The organism is Pradoshia sp. Z5_111 (genome assembly GCF_058267535.1).
This window is the reverse complement of the sequence record NZ_JBZCPQ010000001.1, coordinates 772,004-793,386: the sequence shown is the minus strand read 5'-3', so window position 1 is coordinate 793,386 and position 21,383 is coordinate 772,004. Positions and strand designations below refer to the sequence as shown.

Sequence of the window (21,383 nt, the reverse complement as noted above, 5' to 3'; positions counted from 1 at the left end):
GAGGAGAAGGTTGTTATGAATACAGTTTTGGAAGTAAAAGATATAGAAAAATACTATGGTAATAAAGGAAATGTGTCAAAAGCCATTAATCATATAAGTTTTGATGTAAAACAAGGGGAATTTGTTGGTATTATGGGTCCTTCAGGCAGCGGGAAAACGACACTGTTGAATTGCATTTCTACAATTGATCATGTAACAACGGGTCATATTCATATAAATGGTCAGGATATTACGACATTAAAGGCTGGAAAGCTTGAGAAGTTCCGCCGGGATGAGCTAGGATTTATCTTTCAGGATTTTAATTTGCTCGATACATTAACAGCGTTTGAAAATATCGCAATCGCTTTAACCATACAAGGTCGTAAGCCGGCTGATATTACAAAGCTAGTAAATGAAGTTGCCGATAAATTAGAGATTACAGCGGTATTAAATAAGTTCCCATATCAACTGTCGGGTGGACAAAAACAACGTGTTGCTTCAGCCCGAGCAATTGTAACCAACCCGTCATTAATTCTCGCTGATGAGCCAACAGGAGCTCTTGACTCAAAATCTGCCCGATTACTGCTAGATTCATTTGAAAAATTAAATAAGGAGTTCCAGGCTACAATTTTAATGGTCACACATGATGCGTTTACAGCAAGCTATGCACATCGAATCTTGTTTATTAAAGATGGGGCGATTTTTAATGAACTGGTGAGAGGTGATGATACGAGGAAAGAATTTTTCGGCCGTATCATTGAGGTGGTAACACTTCTCGGAGGTGATACGAATAATGTTATTTAAATTATCTGCTCGCAATGTGAAGAGAAGCTTCAAGGATTATGCAATTTATTTCTTAACATTAACATTTGCAGTCTGTATATTTTATAGCTTTAATTCGATTTCAGCTTCGGCTGCTATGTCTAGTTTAAGTGCCAGTCAGTCGGAAATGATTCAATCAATAACACAATTAATTTCAATAGTATCTGTTTTTGTTTCGATTGTGTTAGGGTTTCTGATTTTATTCGCAAACAATTTCTTAATCAGACGACGAAAAAAAGAGCTCGGAATTTATATGACGCTAGGTATGAGTAAATATAGTATATCGTTAATAGTTGTAATGGAAACACTTTTTATAGGTGTTTTATCGTTAATGGCCGGATTACTACTGGGAATATTTATATCTCAAGGATTGTCCGTTCTAGTGGTTTCGTTATTTAAGGCAGATATGACAAAGTTCGAAGTTGTCTTTTCAGGTGAAGCGATGTTTAAAACAATGAGCTATTTTGGGATTATCTTTCTGTTCGTTATGATCTTTAATAGTTTAGTGATTTCGAAGTATAAGCTCATCGACTTGCTAACAGCCGCTAGAAAAAATGAAAGCCTGAAGATCCGAAAAATATCAACATCAATCGCGTTCTTTGTTTTATCCTTCATTACTCTTGGGATCGCTTATACTGTTATTTTAAAATATGGTTTAACAGAAAGTTTGACTGTCACGTGGACCTGCGTTGGACTGGGGTCACTTGGAACGTTTTTGTTTTTTATGTCTCTTTCTGGATTTGTACTTAATATGCTGCAAAGAAATAAAACTTTATATTTTAAAGGCTTAAATATGTTTGTTCTACGCCAAATAAGCAGCAAGGTAAATACAACCTTTGTATCCATGACTATCATTTGCTTAATGCTCTTTTTCACAATTGGTGTTTTATCAACAGGATTTAGCATAAAAGCGGCGGGAGAAAAACAGCTTGTAAATCAAGTGCCGTATGATGCAACATTCTACCTGTATGGAAAAGAAGATACGCAAATAAAGAATATAGATCAAGCGATTGAAATATTGGGTATGGACTTGGATGAGATGGGTGAAAATAGTTCCTTTGAATTATATGAAGCGGATTCTACGTATAACGAATTATTGCGTCCTTTTGCAAATGCAGAGTTAGAACAATACTTTGATATGGCAATCTCTCGTAAAAAAATCTTATTGATGAAAGAATCTGATTATGTAAAGCTTTTGCAAATGCAAGACGTTGAACCGAAAACGTTTAATAAGGGAGAAGTACTCCTCATATCAGATGATGAGACTTATTTTGATGCAGTGAATGCCTATATTAAAGAAAATCAGTCCATTCAATTGAACGCTATGGATTATACGATTGTTAATCGTCAAGTAGAGTATGTACAATATATAAATGATTATCCAGGAAGAGTTGCATTTACCGTGATTGTTCCAGATCAAGCTATTGAAGGTATGACACCTACTATGTCACTGTCTAATGTTAATTACAGTAGTAATAGTCAAGTGAATGAAGACGAGCTTTATCATTTAACTCAAAATGAAGAAGTTTATTCTAAATATGGTTTTTATGTCAACGTAATGACTAAGCAAATGTTGTATGACCAAAGTATTGGATCGTCTACAATGATTGTCTTTATGGGTATTTATCTTGGGATTGTGTTCCTCATTTCAAGTGCAGCTGTACTGGCGCTTCAGCAGTTATCTGAAGCGAGTGATAATATGGAGCGCTATAGCATGCTAAGAAAAATAGGTGTAACAAGTACGGAAATTAACAAGGCTATATTCGGTCAGGTATTTATTTACTTCATGATGCCATTGTCTTTAGCAATCATCCATTCGATTTTTGGAATTAAAGTGGTCAATCAGGAACTTCTGATGATGGGTCAACCTTCCGTTTTCATACCGGCTTTGTTTACGGCTTTAATTATGGTTATTGTATATGGCGGTTATTTCATAGCAACATATTCAGGGTACAAGCGCATTGTGAAAAATTAAAAGAGAAGCTGTGTCAAAAAAGAGTTGTTTTGGCACAGCTTTTTTACTGTTTAAATTAGGGCTTGTAGGTGTTTTTAAATGCAAAATTTACTGTTTCAGAACGAATATCTGAATCTATGGGGAATCATACTAGTAAAAGGAATAATGGTTCGAGAATATTAGTAGTGTAATTGAATAATTGAAAAACATCTGTGAAGAGACTATGGGTTTTATTTAAAATAGTCAGAAATAATAGCGCTTGTGAGGCGCGGTTACCTAAAATGAAAGATAAAAGTTTAATAGCCCGCCCGTATAACGGGTGGGCTATTACAGTATCCGATATGTAAAAAGTAACTTCGGCCTTATCTTTGATATTGATTCAGCCATTTTAATGTTTCTTCTATTATTTCATCCTGCTGTTCTTTTGCTGAAATCGTGGATTTTCCGTCTCCATCTTGCGTTCCATACATTCCGAATTGGGCATGGTTTCCGCCTTTAACCTCATATAAAGTTGCTTCAGACGAAAGCAAATGTTTTGTATCAGCTATTTTATCAGTTGTTGTTAACCCATCAAACTCGGCATACAGGGAGAGGGTGGGGAGGTCAGTTTCTGAAAAATCACTAGAATTACTTGGATAGGAACCCAATAAGATTAAACCCTTTACATCTTCGAGATGTTCGTATGCATAAGATGCTGCGGCTACGCCGCCAAGTGAATGCCCGCCTACATACCAATTTGATATATCGTTGAACTCATCTATAATTAAATCCGCTTGATTAATATCGAGTAGGGCAAAGTTCAGGTTGACTTTCGGGACAATCACCAAATAACCTTTATCCGCTAAACCCTGGGCATAGTAGCTATATGCTTCAGGCTCTACTTTTGCTCCAGGATAAAGAATAATCCCACTTTTTGGTTTTTCAATAGGTTCGAACACAAGCCAGTTTTCTTCCATCTGATTGTCATCTAGATTTACGAATGATGTAACTTCTTCTGATGCTTTGTACGTTTGTTGGGACCAAAAATAGAATCCTGTAAGACCCAACACTAAAATAATCAATAGTATACTTAAGCTAATTGTAATAATTTTCTTCATAAAATGCCTTCTTCTCTTTCATAAATGATATACAATTTCAATTTTAGCATAAAGAGCTTCCGTGCTATGTATAAATTCTTTCCAAACCAACAAAGCAGGTGATTCGGTTTCTTAATCAAGTAAGATTTGTAAGTCAACACCGCAAATATCTTTCAGTTTGCCCACTCTTTAAACATTCGAAAATATTCAGAGATTAATGGTTAATCCCTAAAACAGTGAAAGGGTCAAAATCTTCATAATTACTTGATTTCAGCTACGATAAACAAGCAATCCGAGTTAACAAATGAAATTAGTGGGAGGAAGGGTTATTCTATAAATCAGTTAACCTTAATACGGATGGGGCATTCGTATTATATAATTCAGCCAGGACTTTTTGTTGAATTTTTTTATCTCAATTTAAGCTATCAGCAGCCAGGGAAGGGATGTGTCATTGGACATAGATGCCGTCAGCTAAACTGGTGCTTTCGCAACTAGTAGAAATATATTTGAGGCTAGTCGAGTCCTAAATCTTTTATAGCAAGCACATCTATAATACTGAGGTAATAGGGGGTTACGGATGTATACATAAAAGGCGGTAAAGAATGAACCCGGTTGTGATTACAGATGCAGTTGAATGGGAGAGGGAAATTCAGATTATTTTAGATGAAAGAAAGCTTTCGGGAGAGAAATCCTTTCGATACTACTAAATCAATAAAAAGACTGTGCTGGGTGAGAGCACAGTCTTTACAACTATTTTACTTCTACTTCTATCTTTCGATGCAATCCATATTTTGAGGCATCAATATATTCTTGAATTGTTTTGTTTGCTATGTCAGCGTGTGGATTTAATGACTCGAAGCCATGGTATGCACCAGCATGTAAGTGAAAGTCGACATCAACGCCTGCCTGTGCTAATTTGGTTACGTATTGCAATGTCTCGTCACGGAACGGATCGAGTTGACCTACGCAAGTGTATGTGTACGGTAAGCCTTGTAAATCTTCAACGGTTGCTCGAGCAGGTGCCGCGCTATAAGGGATATGTTCACTTCCTTTTAAATCGCCTAAATACATCGACCATCCATATTCATTTAGGCTATGATTCCATACGTAATTACCTTTAATTTCTTTGTTTGAGAAACTATCATTTAAATCGTTGATCATAGGATATAAAGGCATTTGGAAAATCAAATGCGGGCCTTGACGATCTTTTGCTAATAACGCTAATGCTGCAGTTAAGCCACCACCGGCACTTGAGCCTGCGATACCTATACGATTCACATCAATATTTAAAGTTTCACTATTATCAGCTATCCATTTCAATGCACTATAGCAATCTTCCAAAGGCGCTGGATAAGTATGCTCTGGTGCTAAACGGTAATCAACAGACACTACAACACAGCCTGCTTCTTTTACGAAACGCTGACATAATCCATCATCACCTTCTGGTACGCCCATTACATAACCACCACCATGAATCCACAACAATACAGGCAATGTATTAGTCTCACTTTTTAATTTATAAATACGCACACGTAATGGATCACCATCTGGACCATCAATCATTTGATCTACTACATCCATATCATCTGAAATCGGTGGTTTTGGAGAGCTTGCCATTCCTTCACGCACCTCGTCTAAGTATTCGAAATTTAAAGGTGGGAAAGCATCTAACAATTCTCGTAAATCCGGGTGAACACGTTTAATCATAAGTACTCCTCCTTTGATAACGCTTACATTATATTTATTGAAAAGTGCGATGTTTAATAAGCTAACCAACCAGCATCAACAGGAATGACTGCACCATTAATAAAGCTTGCCTGATCACTAGCCACAAGTAAAATGACATTGGCTATATCAATTGGCTCTGCTATCTTTGGTGCATTCATAGCACCTGATCCTACTCTTTGTTGCCCTAATTCATTTGGATTATTAAATACGGTGCCCATTTCTGTATTAACACCACCAGGTGCTAATACGTTACACCGAAGACCTTGATCAGCATACATAAATGCTGTGTTTTTTGTTAAACCAATGACACCATGCTTGGCTGCTGTGTATGCTACGCCTGCACGGGCACCGCTCATTCCAGCCGATGATGCTAAGTTAATAATGACTCCATGCTTTTGGGGTAAAAATATTTGAACCGCAGCACGACACATTCGCATTGTACCTGTTAAATTAATATCGATGATTTTAGCCCAGTAATCATCTTGGATATCACCAATCGGAGAGAAATTGTCCATGAAGCCTGCATTATTAACAACAATATCGACTTTTCCATAAGCTTCTAATGTTTGTTGAAATAAATCTTCAACATCACTTGCTGACGTAATATCAACTTTTACGGCTATTGCTTTTCCACCGGTTGCGATAATTTCATTTACTGTTTCATTTGCCTTTTCCATTTGGATATCCGCTACAACTACTTTTGCGCCATGCTCTACAAATAGCTGTGCGGTGGCTTTGCCAATACCTTGTGCTGCACCTGTAATAATCACTACTTTCTCATGTAGTATCACTTCTTCACATCCTTTAATTTTCTGAAATCGATGAGTACAATTGAAATTCTGCATAATTTGCAGCAGCTACTGCATCGCATTTCGCACGGTAATGATCAAAACCACCTAAATAAATGAGGAAACTACGAGGTTTCCCTTCGATGTTGGAACCGGTATACCATGAGTCTCCTTTTGTATATAGAGTCATTTCCGCTACTTCACGATTATGTTTGCTCCAGGCTTCCTCAGCCGCTTTCGAAGGCTCAATCGCATCAATGTCCTGCTTTTCTATATAATTGATACAATTGCTAATCCAATCTACATGCTGCTCGATAGCAGTAGGCATGACTACTATAACTGATGGGCTTTCTGGACCTGTAATCATAAAGAAATTTGGGAAATCATTTGTGGCTATACCGAGAAATGTCCGAACATTACCGCCACCTTGCCATTTATCATTTAATGATATGTCGTTTCTTCCTTTAATATCCATTCTTAGCAGAGGACCGGTCATGCCGTCATAGCCTGTTGCGTATATAATGACATCTAATGGTATTTCTTCTGTAGTCGTTTGAATACCGGAAGCGGTAATTCTTTCAATTGGTGTTTTGCGTAAGTTGACTAAACGGAGGTTTGAGCGATTATACGTTTCATAATAGTTCGTCCCTAAGGTTAACCGTTTAACACCATACATATAGCTCGGTAATAAAGATTCGGCTGTTTCCTTGTCTTGAACAATAGTTTTAATTTTATTGCGTATAAAGTCCGACACACATGCATTAGCTTGTTCATTGACCATCAAGTCATTATAGGTAGACGTCATATTAAAACCACCTGTATTCCAAGCTTCTTCAAACACAGCTTCTCGATCTTCGGCTGTATCCTCTAATGCAGATTTATTGCCAATAGATATAGCACTACCAGATGAGGAATAGTGTAATAAGTTACGAGTTTCTACATAGTTTTCTTTCGATTGATCAATAAATTTCTCTGTATAATCATAATTATTTGCTGGTAAGACGTACTGGGCTGTACGTTGAAACACAGTTAATTGTTTCGCAACTTTTGCAACCTCAGGAATTAGTTGGACACCGCTAGAGCCTGTTCCGATAACACCTACTCTTTTATTAGTAAGGTCGACAGGATCTTTCGGCCATTTTCCAGTATGATACGCTTCTCCTTTGAACTGATTGATTCCTTCAATTTTAGGTAAATTTGTTGCCGACAAACACCCGGCTGCGGAAATGAAGTATTTCGTTGATACGACCTCTCCATTTTTTAGCCGTACTTCCCAAACATTTTGTCGTTCATCGAATGTTGCGCCTACTACTTGCGTATTAAATTGGATATCTTTTCTTAAATCTAATTCATCTGTTACAAAGTTTAAGTAGTTTAAAATTTCTTGTTGCTTAGGGTATTTAGATGTCCAATTCCACTTTTTATACAGGTCCTCGGAAAATGTGTAACAATAATAAATGCTATCGATATCACATTTTGCTCCAGGATATAAATTCCAGTACCATACACCGCCAACCTCAGCTCCAGCTTCGTAGACGATAGCATTTAAGTTTAACTCGCGGAGCTTATGAAGCATGTAGATTCCAGCAAATCCAGCACCTACAACAACTGCATCTACTTGTTTATTAGGTTGCATAATGATTCCTCCTTTGTATTACATTTTAATTAATATTCAGAAAATTGAAAATTCCTCTAGATTAGGGTAATCTATACTAAATAAGGGGGGAGAAACTTGCATGCATATACTACCTTTTTAAAAAACATTTTTTCACTGCGCAGCAATCATACGCAAGAGGAATTATACATAAAGCTACTTGAGTCATACATGCAGAGCTTTCCCGTAAAAAGTGCATATTTACTTCGTTATTCTCCTATTCTTCAAATAGGGGAAGGGATTATTGCAATTAAAATGGATGATTATAAATTTATAACGCAATATGCCGAGGACCTTCGTAACGTACCAATTATTATGCAAGCTTTAAGAGAACGACGTGCGCTCTATGTAAAGGGGGTCGATTATTTAAAATTAATGCCGAGCAAATATATTACAAACAAAGAATCTGACCAATTTATCGTTGTCCCGATCTTTTGTGGGAATGTATCAATAGGCTATATATGTGGGGATGAGTTTGAAGAGGATTTCCAAATTTCAAATACTCTTTTGGAAGCGTTTACATTATTTGGACGTATAACAGGGGAACTTTTTGTACTACAACCTAAAGATTCAGAAATTTGTCCCTTAAGCAAGCGGGAACTTGAAGTAATGCAGTATGTAGCATTAGGAAAAAGTACAAAAGAAATAGCCGATTTTATTCAATTGAGTGATTTAACTGTGAATCAGTATATTAAATCAGCGATAAAAAAAATGCAGTCACAAAATCGTGTTGAAGCAATTGTAAAGCTTTGTAAATTAGGTTTGGTCTAATACATGGAGTACTTAGCCTATTAAATTCAAGTTCTATCTATGAGAGAATAATCCTATGAATGCTAACTACGGGATTTACTACGCTTTTACAATTCAGCTTGTCTTTTATAGACTTCAAATATAAAAAAGCTTACTCAAATTAATTTAAGTAAGCTTTCTAATATAAAAGTTAAAGAATACTATTTATGGTTTGTAAAGAGGGGGATTACCAACTTAAATTAGCATTTTTCACAGCATTTACAGTTGGGTTTTGTGCAAGCATACCACCGTCAGAGTTGATAACTTGACCAGTAATAAATGATGATTCATCGCTTGCCAAGAATAATGCTAAGTTTGCAATATCCATAGGATCACCGATACGATCTAATAACTTAACGTCTTTGTAAATGTCGATTAGAGCGCTTAAAGCTTCAGGTGCATTTTCAATCCGGTCTTTTGGCAGAACCATCCCCGGTGCGATGGCGTTACAGCGGATGCCTTGTTTCCCAAATTGTACGGCTGTTGAACGAGTTAAAGAAATAACCCCAGCTTTTGCAGCAGCATAAGCAGATTTCGTCATCTCACCAACTTGACCACCCATAGAGGTTGTATTGATGATGGAACCGCTGCCATTTTCGAGCATGAAAGGAATTGCATATTTTGTTCCAAGCATGACTGATTTTAAGTTATAGCGCATTGTTTCATCCCATTCGAATACATCCATATCACGAACATTCAAATCATTTTGGAAATCTAAGCGTGCAGCATTGTTGTGTAAAATATCTAAACGCCCATACGTATCGACAGCAGTTTGGATCATGTCCTTAATCATTTTTTCGTCACCAATATCAACTTGTTTTGCTATAATTTCTCCACCTGCAGCTTTAACTTCACCAACTACTCTTTCCAATCCAGCAACATTTATATCTGCTGCTACAACCTTTGCTCCCTCGGCTGCAAATAGTTTTACAGTAGCTTCTCCCATACCAGATGCAGCACCGGTTACGATGGCCACTTTGTCTTTTAAACGATTCATTGTGAAATCCCCCTATTATAATTTTGGAAAAAAACGTATCTATTAATTGTGTTTTTATATACGTTTTGCTAACTTGATTATATGAACTAATTTACACTTTGTAAAACAAAATGATTGAATTGGGGAGGTTAGGAATATGAGGTTGATAGATAAAGTTGTGATAATTACAGGCGCAGCAAGTGGACAAGGGGCAGAAGAGGCACGATTATTTGCCAAAGAGGGTGCTAAAGTAGTTGCTACAGATATTCAAAATGCTCTTTTACAGAAAGTTGTAACTGAAATTCAAGATGCAGGTGGTGATGCGATTGCCGTATTACATGATGTAACGTCCACTGCAGATTGGCAAACAGTAGTGAGTACAGCTATTGAAACATTCGGTAAAGTGGACATTTTAATTAACAATGCAGGAGTAACTGGACAGATTGGTCAAACCATTGAAGAGATTGACGAGAAAACTTGGAATTTTATATTAGATATCAATACACGTGGTCCATTTTTGGGCATGAAAGCTGTAATACCTGAAATGAAGAAAAATGGGGGAGGGAGTATCGTCAATATTTCCTCATTATCAGGAATATATGGTATAGGTAATCCAGCTTACAATAGTTCAAAAGGTGGTTTGCGTACTTTAACCAAAAATGTAGCATTGGACTATGGTAAATATAATATACGTGTCAACTCGGTTCATCCGGGTGTCATTGACACGCCTATGATTGCGGAGTTTACAAATGATCCAAAGAGCCGTGATTATACTTTAGCTTCAATTCCAATGAATAAGCTCGGTAAACCATCTGATATTGCTTATGCTGTATTATTTTTAGCTTCAGATGAATCGCAATTTGTGACTGGAATTGAATTAATTGTTGATGGTGGAGCATTATTACTATAGTTAATAAAGGGAGAGAGAAACATGAGATTACAAGGGAAGGTAGCAATTATTACAGGTGCAGCAAACGGAATGGGCGCTGCTGAAGCGAGAATGTTCGCAAAAGAAGGGGCAAAGGTTGTAGCGACTGATGTGAATGAAGAAAAGTTAATGGAGCTTGCTGAAGAGATTAAAGCTGCAGGCGGAAACGTGTTAGCGATGAAGCATAATGTGGCTTCTGAAGAAGAATGGAAGGCTGTTGTTGCGAAAGCCGTTGAAACATTCGGTAAAGTGGACGTACTAGTAAACAATGCAGGTGTAGCCATTAACAAGAATTTCTCAACCATGGAAATGTCTGAATGGAATTGGGTAATGGATATCAACTTAAACGGGTGTGTTCTTGGTATGAAGTATGCGATTCCTGAGATGAAAAAAGCAGGCGGTGGTTCTGTGATTAATATCTCATCAATCGGTGGTATTGTAGGAATGGCTGGTTCAAGCCCATATACAGCAGCTAAAGGTGCTTTGCGAGCATTATCAAAATCAGCAGCTGTCGAATACGGAAAAGATAAAATTCGTGTAAATTCTGTACACCCTGGGATTATCGTAACTCCAATGACTGCTCATACTATGGAGGCAAGCATGCCATACTATTCACTACATACACAGTTACCTTATATGGGTGAACCAGAAGACGTAGCAAACGGTGTGCTTTTCTTAGCATCAGATGAATCTCGCTTCATGACTGGTGCTGAATTAGTCATTGATGGTGGATGGACTGCATTATAATATTATTTAATCGCCTACTCTTTTCATGCTACTATAGAGAAGTAGGTGATAATAATGAAAATAGATCCACGGCAATTGAAATCAAAAGAAAAATTACATGAAGCATACTTATCCTTGTTAATTGAGGGACATGACAAATTATCCATTCAACTAGTATGCCAAAAAGCAGAAGTGACTAGACCGACATTTTACAAACTGTATAAGGATATAAATGAGTTGCGTCGGGATTTAATAGACATGTTACTAATGGAATTAAAAGAAGCTTTAACAATCCAAAATCCTAAGCCACTTAATGTCATATCTAAAGATGAAATGCCAGAAAACTTAATTTTGCTTTTTCAGCATATTCAAAAAAACAACATCGCATATGAGACGTTGCTAATTTATCAACCTGATGCATTATTTATAAATGGTATTCAAGACATTATAAAGGAATATGTAAAAGATGGGATTTATTTTTCGCAAACTCGTCCCTATTTAATTCATGTAGATGAGCAGCTTATCATTGCTTATGTTGCAGGAGCCTATTTGGAAAGTGTGAGATGGTGGATTAAAACCAATTATGAGACCTCGGCAATCGATATGGCTAAGACTCTTATCGAACTTTCTTTAAATGGACCGTATATAAAAAGACTGCCTTAAATGATACAATTCGGCAAGAAAACCTCCTGAAAGTTCTGTTTAAATGCCGCTCTATTATTGACAATAGAGTGGCTTTTTACCTAGAGCTCTGAAAGCATCTACAGAAATTCAAAGAAGAGGTTTAATAAGATAGCACAATATGCATGGTTTAGATTCCGACAGGGGCGACCCAACCCTCGATTTACTATTCTGATAATGCAAAACAAAACCATAAATAGAGTCCAAACATCTTTAATTCAGGTTTCCATTGATTATTTATACAAGCTGAAGCGCTTACTTCCATTTTTTCTAGTAATTCTGTACAATTTTTGTGGTGGGGGTAGGATACTATCTTTGTCTTTGGTATTGACCTAAAGTCGGATGGATCTTGTAGTCTACTAGGTGTTGTATCAGGAGCTGAAGTACCTATTATAAGAGAAATTGAGTTACATTACATATAAGATACGTTCGAATACCCACTGAAAGGACGGATGGTGTCATATATCAGCAAAGATTTGCTCCATCACACTAATATTCATTTTTTTATCAGCCTGTTCGAGTGATTATGTTGAGGGTTTGCCTAAAACACCATATAAAGAAATAACAGCCAATATGGTTGCTTTTGATGATAAAAACATCCCTTATTCGATAAAATTGGCGATTAAACACATTAGAAATGTACGAAGAAGGCAATGATTTTGAGTGGAGATTGGAATTATGATTTTACAGTTACTAACATGACTGACGGTCATATTACAATACAGTATTTTGGTTATTTTCAAAAGGACTCTCGCGGTTTTATCTTAATAGGTAAATGTAGGATGAACTAATTGAACCTGTTCAATTAAAGCCGGGAAAGGAAGTTCATGATAGAAATTACATGATGATTCGAATCTGAATCTTCCAGCTAATAAAGATGTGCTCAATCAGTTTGGACATCGGCCTATATGGTATTTGAGATTAATCATGAAAAGTATTATATAAATATGCCATTTAACATTCACTGATAGATACAGATACAAAATAGGGGCCGCCGTAGCTGCCCCTATTCTTCTTTTTATTCCCCGCTACCGCTATAGCTGATCAAGTTGGTGAAAATCCGGTAGGCTCCGGGTACTTGGTCCTGGATTTGCCGATAGAAGACGAGATTCGTATAAAGATAGGTTCCTTCGCCGTATTCAGCCATGAGGATGCCGCCTTCGAACGGGTCCTCGCCAGGGTCGGCCATCTTCACGAATGTTTCATATTCCGGTCCCCAGGCCATTGGGAAGTAGAGTCCTCGCTCCTGAACCCAATTGTCCCAATCTTCTGTGCCGATTTTATTTGGATAGTTGAACAGCGCCGATTCTGGCTTCAGTACTTCTACATCGGCCGTCTCGTCGGTGACACGCCAGCTGATGGACGGATTTCCGATTGTCAATGGATACGGTGCTGTAGTTTCGGCGTTCCAGCCGTCATTCGGTTTATGGTACTGAACGACAAGATGGCCGCCACTAGCGACGTATTCCTTGAGCCGCTCATTATTTGCCGCCAGGTCGCTCCGGGACAAGTAGGCACGGATTCCGGTCACGATTGTGTCGTATTGGCTCAGGTCACCGCTCTCGAGATCAGCTTCTGTCAGCTTGGTCATTTCAACTCCTGCATTGGTGAGATAATCGGCCACCTGGTCAAAGCCACTGTCGATATAGCCAATGTTCAGTAATTCATCAGTGGCAAGTTCAAACGCCGCTCCGTTGACAACAGCCGGATATAAGTAATAGAAGGTGCCGATATGGTCATAGCTGATTTCCTGGATGGTGTCGGTAAACTTCTTTCCGTCAGCTGTGGCGACCGCTTCGACCTCAAAGCTTCCAGCCTCTACCTTTGCAGGCGGCTTGAGCTTGAATTGTACTTCTTTTTCCTCCCCTTGCTTGCTGAGGTTGATCGCCGTTTTAGCAGGTGCTGCGGTCCAGCCATCAGGCAATGTCAAGGATACTTGTCCGCTGGTTTTACCGTTGCGATTGTTCTTCACCTTAACGGTCACAGGGATTTCATCCTGGACGTTTGCTGTATTTACAACGATATCCTCAGGTGAAAGCGTCAGGCTTAAGTCAGGCAAAACGGCGATGGTTTCGCCGAATTCAACTGGATGGGCTGTTTTTGCTCCGTTTGCTTCATAGCTGACAGCCGCCTGGATCGCTGGCTCCTCATATGCATGGTAGTAGCTCGCATCCTTTGGCACCTGGACTGTGAAGGTTACCGTCTCAGTCTGGCCCGGCCTCAAGGTCAGCCCCTTGTTGTGCTTGCCGCGATCTTTTCCTTTGTCTTTCCCTCTGTCATGTCCCCGATGCTTTCCTTTCTCCTTGCCTTTCCCTTCATCTGATTCCTGAACCTTCCAATCTTTTTGTGCAGTCAGGGAGGCAGAGATGCCTTTCAATGTCTCGCTTCCTTTGTTTTTTAGAGTTACCTTGATTGAGGTTTTGGCGCCTCTTGTTAGGATATCCACGCCTGAGTCGATGGAAGTCTCAAGGCCGGAAGCTTCAAAGCTTGCTTCCTGCAGCTGTTCCTCCTTGAGGGAGAGCTTGTGGAGCAGGTCGTTTTTCAGCTGTGCATCTAACCGTACCCGCTTTGTTTTCTTAGTTAGCTCCCGGACTTCCTTGAGCGCTTTTTGGCTTTCTTCAAATATCTCCTCATTGTCAGGGTAGCTGTCGATGATGCCGTTAAGCCTGTCTTGGAGTTTCGAGAACTGCTGCTTTAGGCTTCTTTCCTTCCTTGGCAGCTCATCGGCCCATTCGGAAAAGTCATACGGAATTCCGGCGAACAGGTCGTTGTCTCCATCTGCAACAACAGCAGACTTGATCAGTTCAAGATGGCTCTGCCGGGGGGCAACAGGGATGTCGTTGCCCATGCCTTGGCTTTTATGCATGAATCGGGACTGTTCGCCAAGCTGCGGATAAGACATTTGGTAAATCGGGTCGTAATCGCCGATTTCAATCGACGTAGTGGCTGTGGCCTGTGAAGTAGCAGGAAGATAAAATTTCTTCACCTGCCAGACGCTGAGACCTTCCCTCAGATGTTCAGGGAATACAGACGAATCGGCTGCATCCTCAAACGCCTTTTCACTCAGGATCGAAATCGTGCGGTGATGGCCGTGCTGGCTTGCGTCATTACGGAATGATGGCATGAGAATATCTGGCTGATAAGTACGGATAAAACGAATGAGGCGCTCATACGTCAATTCCTCACCCCATTTTTCGAGTGTTTCTTCTGTGCCTTTTGAAAAGCCGAAATCGTAAATGGCATCAGATGTTGTTTCACTCAGGTGATAGGCTTTGACACCGGTGATCTTCGCTGCTTCAATCATTTCTCGGGAGCGAATGATGCCAAGGCCATTGTCGAGCTCTGACCCAATTTCATTCTGGCCGCCTTCACCGCGGTTGGCAATCAGGCTGGCTGTTTTCACTCCCAGCCCACGAGACAGATAGGCGAGCAGGTCGCTCCGTTCATCGTCAGGGTGTGCGCCGGTATTAAGGAAGGTGACGGTGGTGCCGAGCGGCTTGACTGCACTCCAGAGTTCAGCATCAGGCTCCTTTGCGCTGGCAGCAGGTTGGAAGAATGGGAATATCGACATGACGAGTAGGACAGACAGGAATCCACTAAGGAACTTCTTCATCTTTTTACCCCTTTCAATATTTGGTGGCTGACCAGAAACGCTACACCCTCCTTTACTCTTTAGGTACTGAAGTTAGTTACAGAAATTAACCAACTAAAAGGTATTCCTTCTCTATATTTACCATATAAAGGAAGTTGAAGTAAATAAAATCTATTCTGAATATTAAAAATAATTATTTTGAACTAGCCGCATTATAATTTTGAATATTTTTAATATTATGTATTGTAAACATTTGTATTTTTTAGTATATTTTAGTTGATTCTGAAAACTTACTAACTGATTAAGGCCGTGATGTTATGAGGGAAACTTCGAACCATGTGCGAGACAATAAGAAGAAAAGGGTATTGCAGTGCATTAAGAACAACTCTTCGATTTCTAGGTCGGAAATCGCCGCAAGGATTCACCTCAGCAAGCCGACTGTTTCTGCACTTGTTGATGAACTAATCCAGGAAAGCTGGGTTCGTGAACTAGGGAGTGGCAAATCTACCGCTCAGGGGGGAAGGAGGCCGATCAAGCTGCAATTTAATGAAAAAGCTGGCTATGTCGTCGGCACGGACATAGGTGGAACAAAGGTCAAGACAGTTTTGGCCGATCTTGGAGGAAATATAGTCGCTTCTTCAAATTTCAGGACATCACAGTACTTGAAGACGGGCGTATTGAGGCAGATTTCAAAGGAAGTCGAGGAGATGATTGAAGAAAGCGGCATCAATCCCTCGCAGATTTGGGGGATGGGCGCCGGCGTGCCTGGTATCACTGATACGGAGAACGGGGTCGTCATCGAGGCGCCAAGCCTTGACTGGGTTCGCTATCCATTCCTTGCCGAAGCGAGGAAATATTTTCCCTACCCTGTCTATGTGGACAATGATGTGAATGTCGCTGCGCTCGGGGAGCAATGGCTTGGTAATGCCAAAAACAAGGGAAACATCCTGTTTATCGCCGTCGGCACAGGCATCGGCAGCGGTATCATCATTAATAACCGGCTGTATCGAGGATCGTCCTCTGCTGCGGGTGAGATTGGCTATATGGTCACGGACAAGGAACATATAAAAAGTGATTTCCAACCTGTTTTCCATCGATACGGCTACCTTGAAAGCGTAGCCGGAGGCAAGGCGATTGGCGAGAGGCTGACCAGTAAGATTCGGCAGTATCCGGAGCATCCTCTCTATAAGGAGGTGGCTGCCGGAGAGCTTCCTAGCGAAATGGCGTTCAAGTTTGCCAGGGCTGGCGACAGGCTTGCACTAGAAGTGGTGGAGGAATCGATCGAGCATTTGGCGTACGGGGTGATTAACGCGGCCAGCCTGTTAAATCCGGAAGTCATCATCTTTGGAGGAGGTGTTATGAAATCCGCTGACTTTATCTTGCCGAGACTGAAAGAAACGGTGAGCCAGTATTTGCCCAGCTCCGTTGAACTGAATATTTCCGGACTTGGAGACAATGCAGGCGTCCTTGGATCCGTCTCGATGTTTTTGCGTGAGCATGAAAGCATCATTCAAACTATGTAAGGGGGAATTAAGATGAAAAAGAAAAAATGGTCCATATTCACGGCGGTATCGATGTCCGCGGTACTCCTTTTGTCTGCCTGCGGTGGCTCTGAATCAACTGGTGGGGGTTCTGAAGGTAAAGGTGGCGGTAAAAAAGAAGAGTTAGAAGACAAGGTTGTTGTCTACTCTCCGCACGGCAAGGACATTCTATCCAAATTCGAACAGCAGTTTGAAGAAAAATACGGGATTGACGTGGAGTGGCTCGATATGGGCTCGCAGGAAATCCTTGACCGAGTCCGTTCTGAAAAGAACAATCCACAGGCGGATGTATGGTGGGGAGCTCCATCAACCAACTTTGATCAGGCTAAAGATGAAGGGCTTCTTGAGCCTTATGAGCCATCCTATGCTGCCAGCCTGGAAGAAGGATTTTATGATCCGGATTGGCACTGGTCTGGAACAAGCCAGACGCCTGAGGTCATTATGTACAACAGCAAGGAGCTGAAAAAGGAAGAAGCGCCGAAGGATTGGGATGAACTGCTTGACCCGAAATGGCAGGATGAAATCATCATCCGCTATCCACTGGCTTCCGGCACGATGAGGACAATCTTCTCCGCGATGATTTACCGCGATTTCAAGGATTCGAATGATCCAAAGGCTGGTTACGAATGGCTCGAAAAGCTAGATGCGAACACGAAGGAATACGCGGCAAACCCTGAGATGATGTACAACAAGATTGCCAAGGGAGAAGGCCTCCTATCCGTATGGGCGATGCCGGATGTCGTCATGCTGAAGGAAAACAAGAACTATCCGTTTGAATTTATCGTTCCAGAAAGCGGAACGCCGGTCCTTACGGAAGGAATCGCTGTTGTGAAGGGCGCAAAACATTCGAAGGCCGCAGAGGCTTTCTATGAGTTCGTTAACACAGAAGAAGCGGCGAAAATCCTCGCTGAGGAATTTTACCGGATCCCGACAAGGACAGATGTAAAGGACCTCCCTGCGTGGATCACCGAAACAGAAATCAAGCCGATGGACATCGACTGGAAGGTTTTCCAGGAGCAAAGTGACGGCTGGATGAAGTATTGGGATGAGAACATCAAGAGTGGAGAGAAAGAAATTAAAGAATAGGAAGTGTACCCGGTATGGCGTCAATAACAATAGATAATGTCCAGAAAGCCTTTGGTAAAGTAGTGGCCGTTGATCAGCTCAATCTCGACATCAAGGATGGTGAGTTCTTCACCTTTCTTGGGCCGAGTGGCTGCGGCAAGACGACAACGCTCCGGATAATCGCGGGCTTCTATTATCCGACTAAGGGTATTGTACGCTTTGGCGACAAGGATATGACGCGCGTACCTCCTGAAAAACGCAATACGGGCATGGTGTTCCAGAATTATGCCCTTTTCCCTCATATGACGGTGTTTGAAAATGTCGCGTTCGGTTTGAGGGTCAGGAAGGTAACGTCAAGTTCCGTCAAGGCCCGGGTAGCGGATGTGCTCCGCAAAGTCAGGCTGGAGCAATACGCAGAGCGTCAGGTCAGTCAGCTAAGCGGAGGCCAGCAGCAGCGGGTCGCCCTTGCAAGAGCGTTGGTAATCGAACCGGAGATCCTTCTCCTTGATGAACCCTTAAGTAACCTGGACGCAAAGCTGCGCGACGAAATGAGAAGCGAGATTCTGCGGCTTCAGAAGGAATACAAGATAACAACGATTTATGTTACGCATGATCAGGCAGAGGCGCTTTCGATGAGCGACCGAATTGCCGTATTCAATTTTGGGGTCTGCCATCAGGTTGGCACGCCATCGGAAATTTATAATGAACCAGCGAATGATTTTGTCGCCGATTTCATAGGTGAAATCAATCTTCTTCCAGCGGAGGTCGAGAATGTGGGGGAGGATAGGCTGACGGTTTCAGCCAAAACGGCGGGCGCCCCGCTCAAACTCCAGGTCCGCAATACTCCGTTCCATTATAAAACTAAGAACAAAGGTAGCTTGGCCCTGTCGATTCGTCCTGAATCGATCAGGATCCTCGCTGGCAAGGAGGAGCGTGCGAATGTTTTCCCTGGAAAGGTCTCCAAGGTCGAATTTCTCGGTTCGCTCGTTCAAACGGTCATCGAGGTTCAAGGCCATCAGCTGCAGGCAAGCCTTTTAAATAACGTCTATTCCAACCTGAAGGTGGGGGATGAGGTATGGGTGGAACTTCCTGAGGATCAGATTCGGCTCATTGTGGCAATAAGTGGTGATACGCCATGATAAAAAATCGCGATAACCGACTGACGCTGTGGATTCTGATCCCCGTCTTGCTCGTCCTCATTGCATACGTGCTCTATCCATCGCTGAAAACGATGATTGAAAGTATGCAGCGTGACGGCATGTTTTCGATGGCCAATTATCAGGATTTCTTTGTCCAAGAATCGAGGACGAACCTTGAAGCACTTTGGAATTCCGTGTACATATCAGTGCTGAGCGTCATTTTCAGTGCGCTGATCGGGATTCCCCTCGCGTTCATTTTTAATCGGTATGAATTTCCGGGCAGGGGATTCTTTGCTTCGGCGGCAATCATGCCAATCGTGCTGCCGTCTTTGGTCGGCGTCATGGCGTTCATGTTTTTATACGGAGAATCGGGCCTGATCCCGAACGCGATCAAGGACTTGTTTGGCCTTGACGATGTGCCGTTCAGCATTGGCGGCGTCTCAGGCATCCTGATCGTCCACGCCTATACGATGTATGTGTATTTTTATATGACAGTGTCGTCGGCAATCAATAAAATCGACCCGTCACTAGAGGAGGCCGCCTCCAATCTGGGGGCAAGCCGATTCAAGGTGTTCTGGAAGGTCACCTTTCCGCTCCTGACGCCGGCGATTGTTGCCGCATCGCTGCTCGTGTTCATGATTTCGATGGCCTCTTTCAGCGCGCCGTTCCTGCTTGCCGGCGGCTACCGGGTTTTGAGTTTGCAAATCTATTTCTCTAAAATCAATGGGGATATGGAGATTGCGGCGACACAATCTGTCATTCTCTCGGTCGTGTCGATTTCGTTCCTATTGTTTATGCGCTGGTACCAGAACCGTAAAGATTACCGGATGGCCACAAAGGGGATTGGCGCCCACAGGAGCGAAGTGAAGAGCCCAGTAATGAAGGCCTTCATGGTGACAGCCGGCATCATCGGTGTTATTATCCTGCTGCTGCCGCATTTTACGATCCTGCTCCTGTCACTTGTGCCTGACGGGACGTGGACATGGCAGACGTATCCGAGTGTGTTCAACTTTGAAAACTACCGGATGCTTTTCCAGGACCCAAATATTTTCAAACCGCTCCAAAACAGCTTGCTGCTGTCGGTGATTGCAACGGTCGGGAATTTCGTGTTCGGTATATTCGCTTCGTACCTCCTTGTGAAAAGGAAGTTCGTGGGCAAGAGCTTCGTCGACATCCTCGTGATGATACCGTGGGCTTTACCGGCAACCGTCATCGGGATGAACCTGATCTTTGCTTTCAACGAGCCGACACCGTTTTCCTTCGGGCAGATTTTGGTCGGGACGTTCTGGATTCTGCCGCTGGCCTACTTTGTTCGGCATATCCCGCTCGTTGTTCGTTCAACGAACGCAGTACTCGAGCAGCTTGACGACTCGATTGAGGAAGCTGCGCGGAGCCTCGGGGCGAAATGGTTCTACACCTTTAGGAAGGTCATCCTCCCGATTATCATGCCGGGAGTGCTTGCGGGTACACTTCTTGCCTTTGTAGAATCGGTTGGGGAATTCCCGACATCCGTCCTTCTTTACACGCTGTCGAACCGCCCGATATCCATTGAAATCATGAATCAGCTTCGCATGTTCAATATGGGGCAGGCCGCAGCCTATGGGATGATTCAGATCACCTTGATCGCCGTCGTCCTGTTCATCTCGAACAAGTTCTTTGGCGTCAAAGCCGAAAATTCCTTGTCGTAAGAAAAGCGGAAACGCCTTGTACAACCCCGACAAACATAGGACAAGAAAGCATAAAAGCTGCCCTCTAACTTTTATTGGCCTGGCTGGGCTAGGAAGTCGAACTGGAAGGTTCTAGCTTCAAAGTTTTATAGTATATTATCTTCAAAACATGACCCAGCCCCAAGATTCTTTTGGGGCTGTCCCTTTGACACCATGGAATCTATTCCATGCTCAATCAAGCTACCGCCTTTTAGAATGAGGCGTAAAATCGGAGATGA

16 protein-coding genes are annotated in these 21,383 nt (G+C 41.6%); 10 read left to right on the top strand and 6 right to left on the bottom strand.

Going from position 1 to position 21,383, the window contains the following annotated elements; translation table 11 throughout:
• Nucleotides 1-15: 15 nt before the first annotated feature.
• Both AC4D4A_RS03885 and AC4D4A_RS03880 read left to right on the top strand, forming a co-directional pair.
• Nucleotides 16-783: an ABC transporter ATP-binding protein gene (locus AC4D4A_RS03885; RefSeq protein ID WP_066104111.1), complete on the top strand. Its 768-nt coding sequence runs from the start codon at nt 16-18 to the stop codon at nt 781-783.
• Nucleotides 773-2,776 (top strand): ABC transporter permease, encoded by a 2,004-nt coding sequence (locus tag AC4D4A_RS03880; protein ID WP_490994658.1) that lies wholly within the window; start codon nt 773-775, stop codon nt 2,774-2,776. Before AC4D4A_RS03885 ends, AC4D4A_RS03880 begins: the two co-directional genes overlap by 11 nt.
• A 341-nt stretch (nt 2,777-3,117) precedes the next feature.
• On the opposite strand, the gene AC4D4A_RS03875 is transcribed toward AC4D4A_RS03880, so the two are convergent.
• The 4 genes from AC4D4A_RS03875 to AC4D4A_RS03860 form a co-directional block, all read right to left on the bottom strand.
• A complete protein-coding gene (locus AC4D4A_RS03875; protein WP_490994657.1) occupies nt 3,118-3,852 on the bottom strand; it encodes an alpha/beta fold hydrolase in 735 nt (244 codons plus the stop codon).
• Between the two features lie 729 nt (nt 3,853-4,581).
• Nucleotides 4,582-5,538, bottom strand: a complete 957-nt coding sequence (locus AC4D4A_RS03870; RefSeq protein WP_490994656.1) for an alpha/beta hydrolase — start codon at nt 5,536-5,538, stop codon at nt 4,582-4,584.
• Nucleotides 5,539-5,591: 53 nt separating this feature from the next.
• Nucleotides 5,592-6,350: a glucose 1-dehydrogenase gene (locus tag AC4D4A_RS03865; RefSeq protein ID WP_490994655.1), complete on the bottom strand. Its 759-nt coding sequence runs from the start codon at nt 6,348-6,350 to the stop codon at nt 5,592-5,594.
• A gap of 13 nt (nt 6,351-6,363) precedes the next feature.
• Nucleotides 6,364-7,983: a flavin-containing monooxygenase gene (locus tag AC4D4A_RS03860; RefSeq protein WP_490994654.1), complete on the bottom strand. Its 1,620-nt coding sequence runs from the start codon at nt 7,981-7,983 to the stop codon at nt 6,364-6,366.
• A 96-nt stretch (nt 7,984-8,079) separates the two neighbouring features.
• Here AC4D4A_RS03860 and AC4D4A_RS03855 point away from each other — a divergent pair, with 96 nt between their 5' ends.
• Nucleotides 8,080-8,772: a LuxR C-terminal-related transcriptional regulator gene (locus AC4D4A_RS03855; protein WP_490994653.1), complete on the top strand. Its 693-nt coding sequence runs from the start codon at nt 8,080-8,082 to the stop codon at nt 8,770-8,772.
• A 205-nt stretch (nt 8,773-8,977) separates the two neighbouring features.
• Here AC4D4A_RS03855 and AC4D4A_RS03850 read toward each other — a convergent pair whose 3' ends face one another.
• On the bottom strand, nt 8,978-9,787 hold the full coding sequence (locus AC4D4A_RS03850; protein ID WP_490994652.1) for an SDR family NAD(P)-dependent oxidoreductase: 810 nt from the start codon (nt 9,785-9,787) through the stop codon (nt 8,978-8,980).
• Nucleotides 9,788-9,923: 136 nt separating this feature from the next.
• On the opposite strand from AC4D4A_RS03850, the gene AC4D4A_RS03845 reads away from it, so the two are divergent.
• The 3 genes from AC4D4A_RS03845 to AC4D4A_RS03835 are packed head-to-tail and all read left to right on the top strand — an operon-like array spanning nt 9,924 to nt 12,083.
• Nucleotides 9,924-10,676 carry an SDR family NAD(P)-dependent oxidoreductase gene (locus AC4D4A_RS03845; protein WP_490994651.1) on the top strand — a complete coding sequence of 251 codons (753 nt, stop codon included), beginning with the start codon at nt 9,924-9,926 and terminating at the stop codon, nt 10,674-10,676.
• A gap of 21 nt (nt 10,677-10,697) precedes the next feature.
• Entirely contained in the window at nt 10,698-11,441 is a 744-nt protein-coding gene (locus tag AC4D4A_RS03840) for an SDR family NAD(P)-dependent oxidoreductase (protein ID WP_490994650.1), read from the top strand.
• A 54-nt stretch (nt 11,442-11,495) separates the two neighbouring features.
• Nucleotides 11,496-12,083, top strand: coding sequence for a TetR/AcrR family transcriptional regulator (locus tag AC4D4A_RS03835; RefSeq protein ID WP_490994649.1), 588 nt, complete (start codon nt 11,496-11,498; stop codon nt 12,081-12,083).
• Nucleotides 12,084-13,119: 1,036 nt separating this feature from the next.
• On the opposite strand, the gene AC4D4A_RS03830 is transcribed toward AC4D4A_RS03835, so the two are convergent.
• Nucleotides 13,120-15,714 carry an NEW3 domain-containing protein gene (locus tag AC4D4A_RS03830; RefSeq protein WP_490994648.1) on the bottom strand — a complete coding sequence of 865 codons (2,595 nt, stop codon included), beginning with the start codon at nt 15,712-15,714 and terminating at the stop codon, nt 13,120-13,122.
• A gap of 296 nt (nt 15,715-16,010) precedes the next feature.
• Here AC4D4A_RS03830 and AC4D4A_RS03825 point away from each other — a divergent pair, with 296 nt between their 5' ends.
• Genes AC4D4A_RS03825 through AC4D4A_RS03810 form a run of 4 tightly spaced genes read left to right on the top strand, consistent with a single transcriptional unit; the run spans nt 16,011 to nt 21,126 of the window.
• Nucleotides 16,011-17,216 carry an ROK family transcriptional regulator gene (locus tag AC4D4A_RS03825; protein WP_490994647.1) on the top strand — a complete coding sequence of 402 codons (1,206 nt, stop codon included), beginning with the start codon at nt 16,011-16,013 and terminating at the stop codon, nt 17,214-17,216.
• A gap of 12 nt (nt 17,217-17,228) precedes the next feature.
• Nucleotides 17,229-18,320, top strand: a complete 1,092-nt coding sequence (locus AC4D4A_RS03820; RefSeq protein ID WP_490994646.1) for an extracellular solute-binding protein — start codon at nt 17,229-17,231, stop codon at nt 18,318-18,320.
• 14 nt (nt 18,321-18,334) lie between these two features.
• A complete protein-coding gene (locus AC4D4A_RS03815; RefSeq protein WP_490994645.1) occupies nt 18,335-19,438 on the top strand; it encodes an ABC transporter ATP-binding protein in 1,104 nt (367 codons plus the stop codon).
• Nucleotides 19,435-21,126 carry an ABC transporter permease gene (locus AC4D4A_RS03810; RefSeq protein WP_490994644.1) on the top strand — a complete coding sequence of 564 codons (1,692 nt, stop codon included), beginning with the start codon at nt 19,435-19,437 and terminating at the stop codon, nt 21,124-21,126. The genes AC4D4A_RS03815 and AC4D4A_RS03810 overlap by 4 nt, the downstream gene beginning before the upstream one ends.
• Nucleotides 21,127-21,383: the final 257 nt, after the last annotated feature.

Excerpts from the sequence above, each read along its gene's own strand:
- AC4D4A_RS03885 (WP_066104111.1), top strand. The coding sequence starts at position 16 with ATGAATACAGTTTTGGAAGTAAAAGATATAGAAAAATACTATGGTAAT.
- AC4D4A_RS03880 (WP_490994658.1), top strand. The coding sequence starts at position 773 with ATGTTATTTAAATTATCTGCTCGCAATGTGAAGAGAAGCTTCAAGGAT.
- AC4D4A_RS03875 (WP_490994657.1), bottom strand. The coding sequence starts at position 3,852 with ATGAAGAAAATTATTACAATTAGCTTAAGTATACTATTGATTATTTTA.
- AC4D4A_RS03870 (WP_490994656.1), bottom strand. The coding sequence starts at position 5,538 with ATGATTAAACGTGTTCACCCGGATTTACGAGAATTGTTAGATGCTTTC.
- AC4D4A_RS03860 (WP_490994654.1), bottom strand. The coding sequence starts at position 7,983 with ATGCAACCTAATAAACAAGTAGATGCAGTTGTTGTAGGTGCTGGATTT.
- AC4D4A_RS03850 (WP_490994652.1), bottom strand. The coding sequence starts at position 9,787 with ATGAATCGTTTAAAAGACAAAGTGGCCATCGTAACCGGTGCTGCATCT.
- AC4D4A_RS03845 (WP_490994651.1), top strand. The coding sequence starts at position 9,924 with ATGAGGTTGATAGATAAAGTTGTGATAATTACAGGCGCAGCAAGTGGA.
- AC4D4A_RS03840 (WP_490994650.1), top strand. The coding sequence starts at position 10,698 with ATGAGATTACAAGGGAAGGTAGCAATTATTACAGGTGCAGCAAACGGA.
- AC4D4A_RS03835 (WP_490994649.1), top strand. The coding sequence starts at position 11,496 with ATGAAAATAGATCCACGGCAATTGAAATCAAAAGAAAAATTACATGAA.
- AC4D4A_RS03830 (WP_490994648.1), bottom strand. The coding sequence starts at position 15,714 with ATGAAGAAGTTCCTTAGTGGATTCCTGTCTGTCCTACTCGTCATGTCG.
- AC4D4A_RS03825 (WP_490994647.1), top strand. The coding sequence starts at position 16,011 with ATGAGGGAAACTTCGAACCATGTGCGAGACAATAAGAAGAAAAGGGTA.
- AC4D4A_RS03820 (WP_490994646.1), top strand. The coding sequence starts at position 17,229 with ATGAAAAAGAAAAAATGGTCCATATTCACGGCGGTATCGATGTCCGCG.
- AC4D4A_RS03815 (WP_490994645.1), top strand. The coding sequence starts at position 18,335 with ATGGCGTCAATAACAATAGATAATGTCCAGAAAGCCTTTGGTAAAGTA.
- AC4D4A_RS03810 (WP_490994644.1), top strand. The coding sequence starts at position 19,435 with ATGATAAAAAATCGCGATAACCGACTGACGCTGTGGATTCTGATCCCC.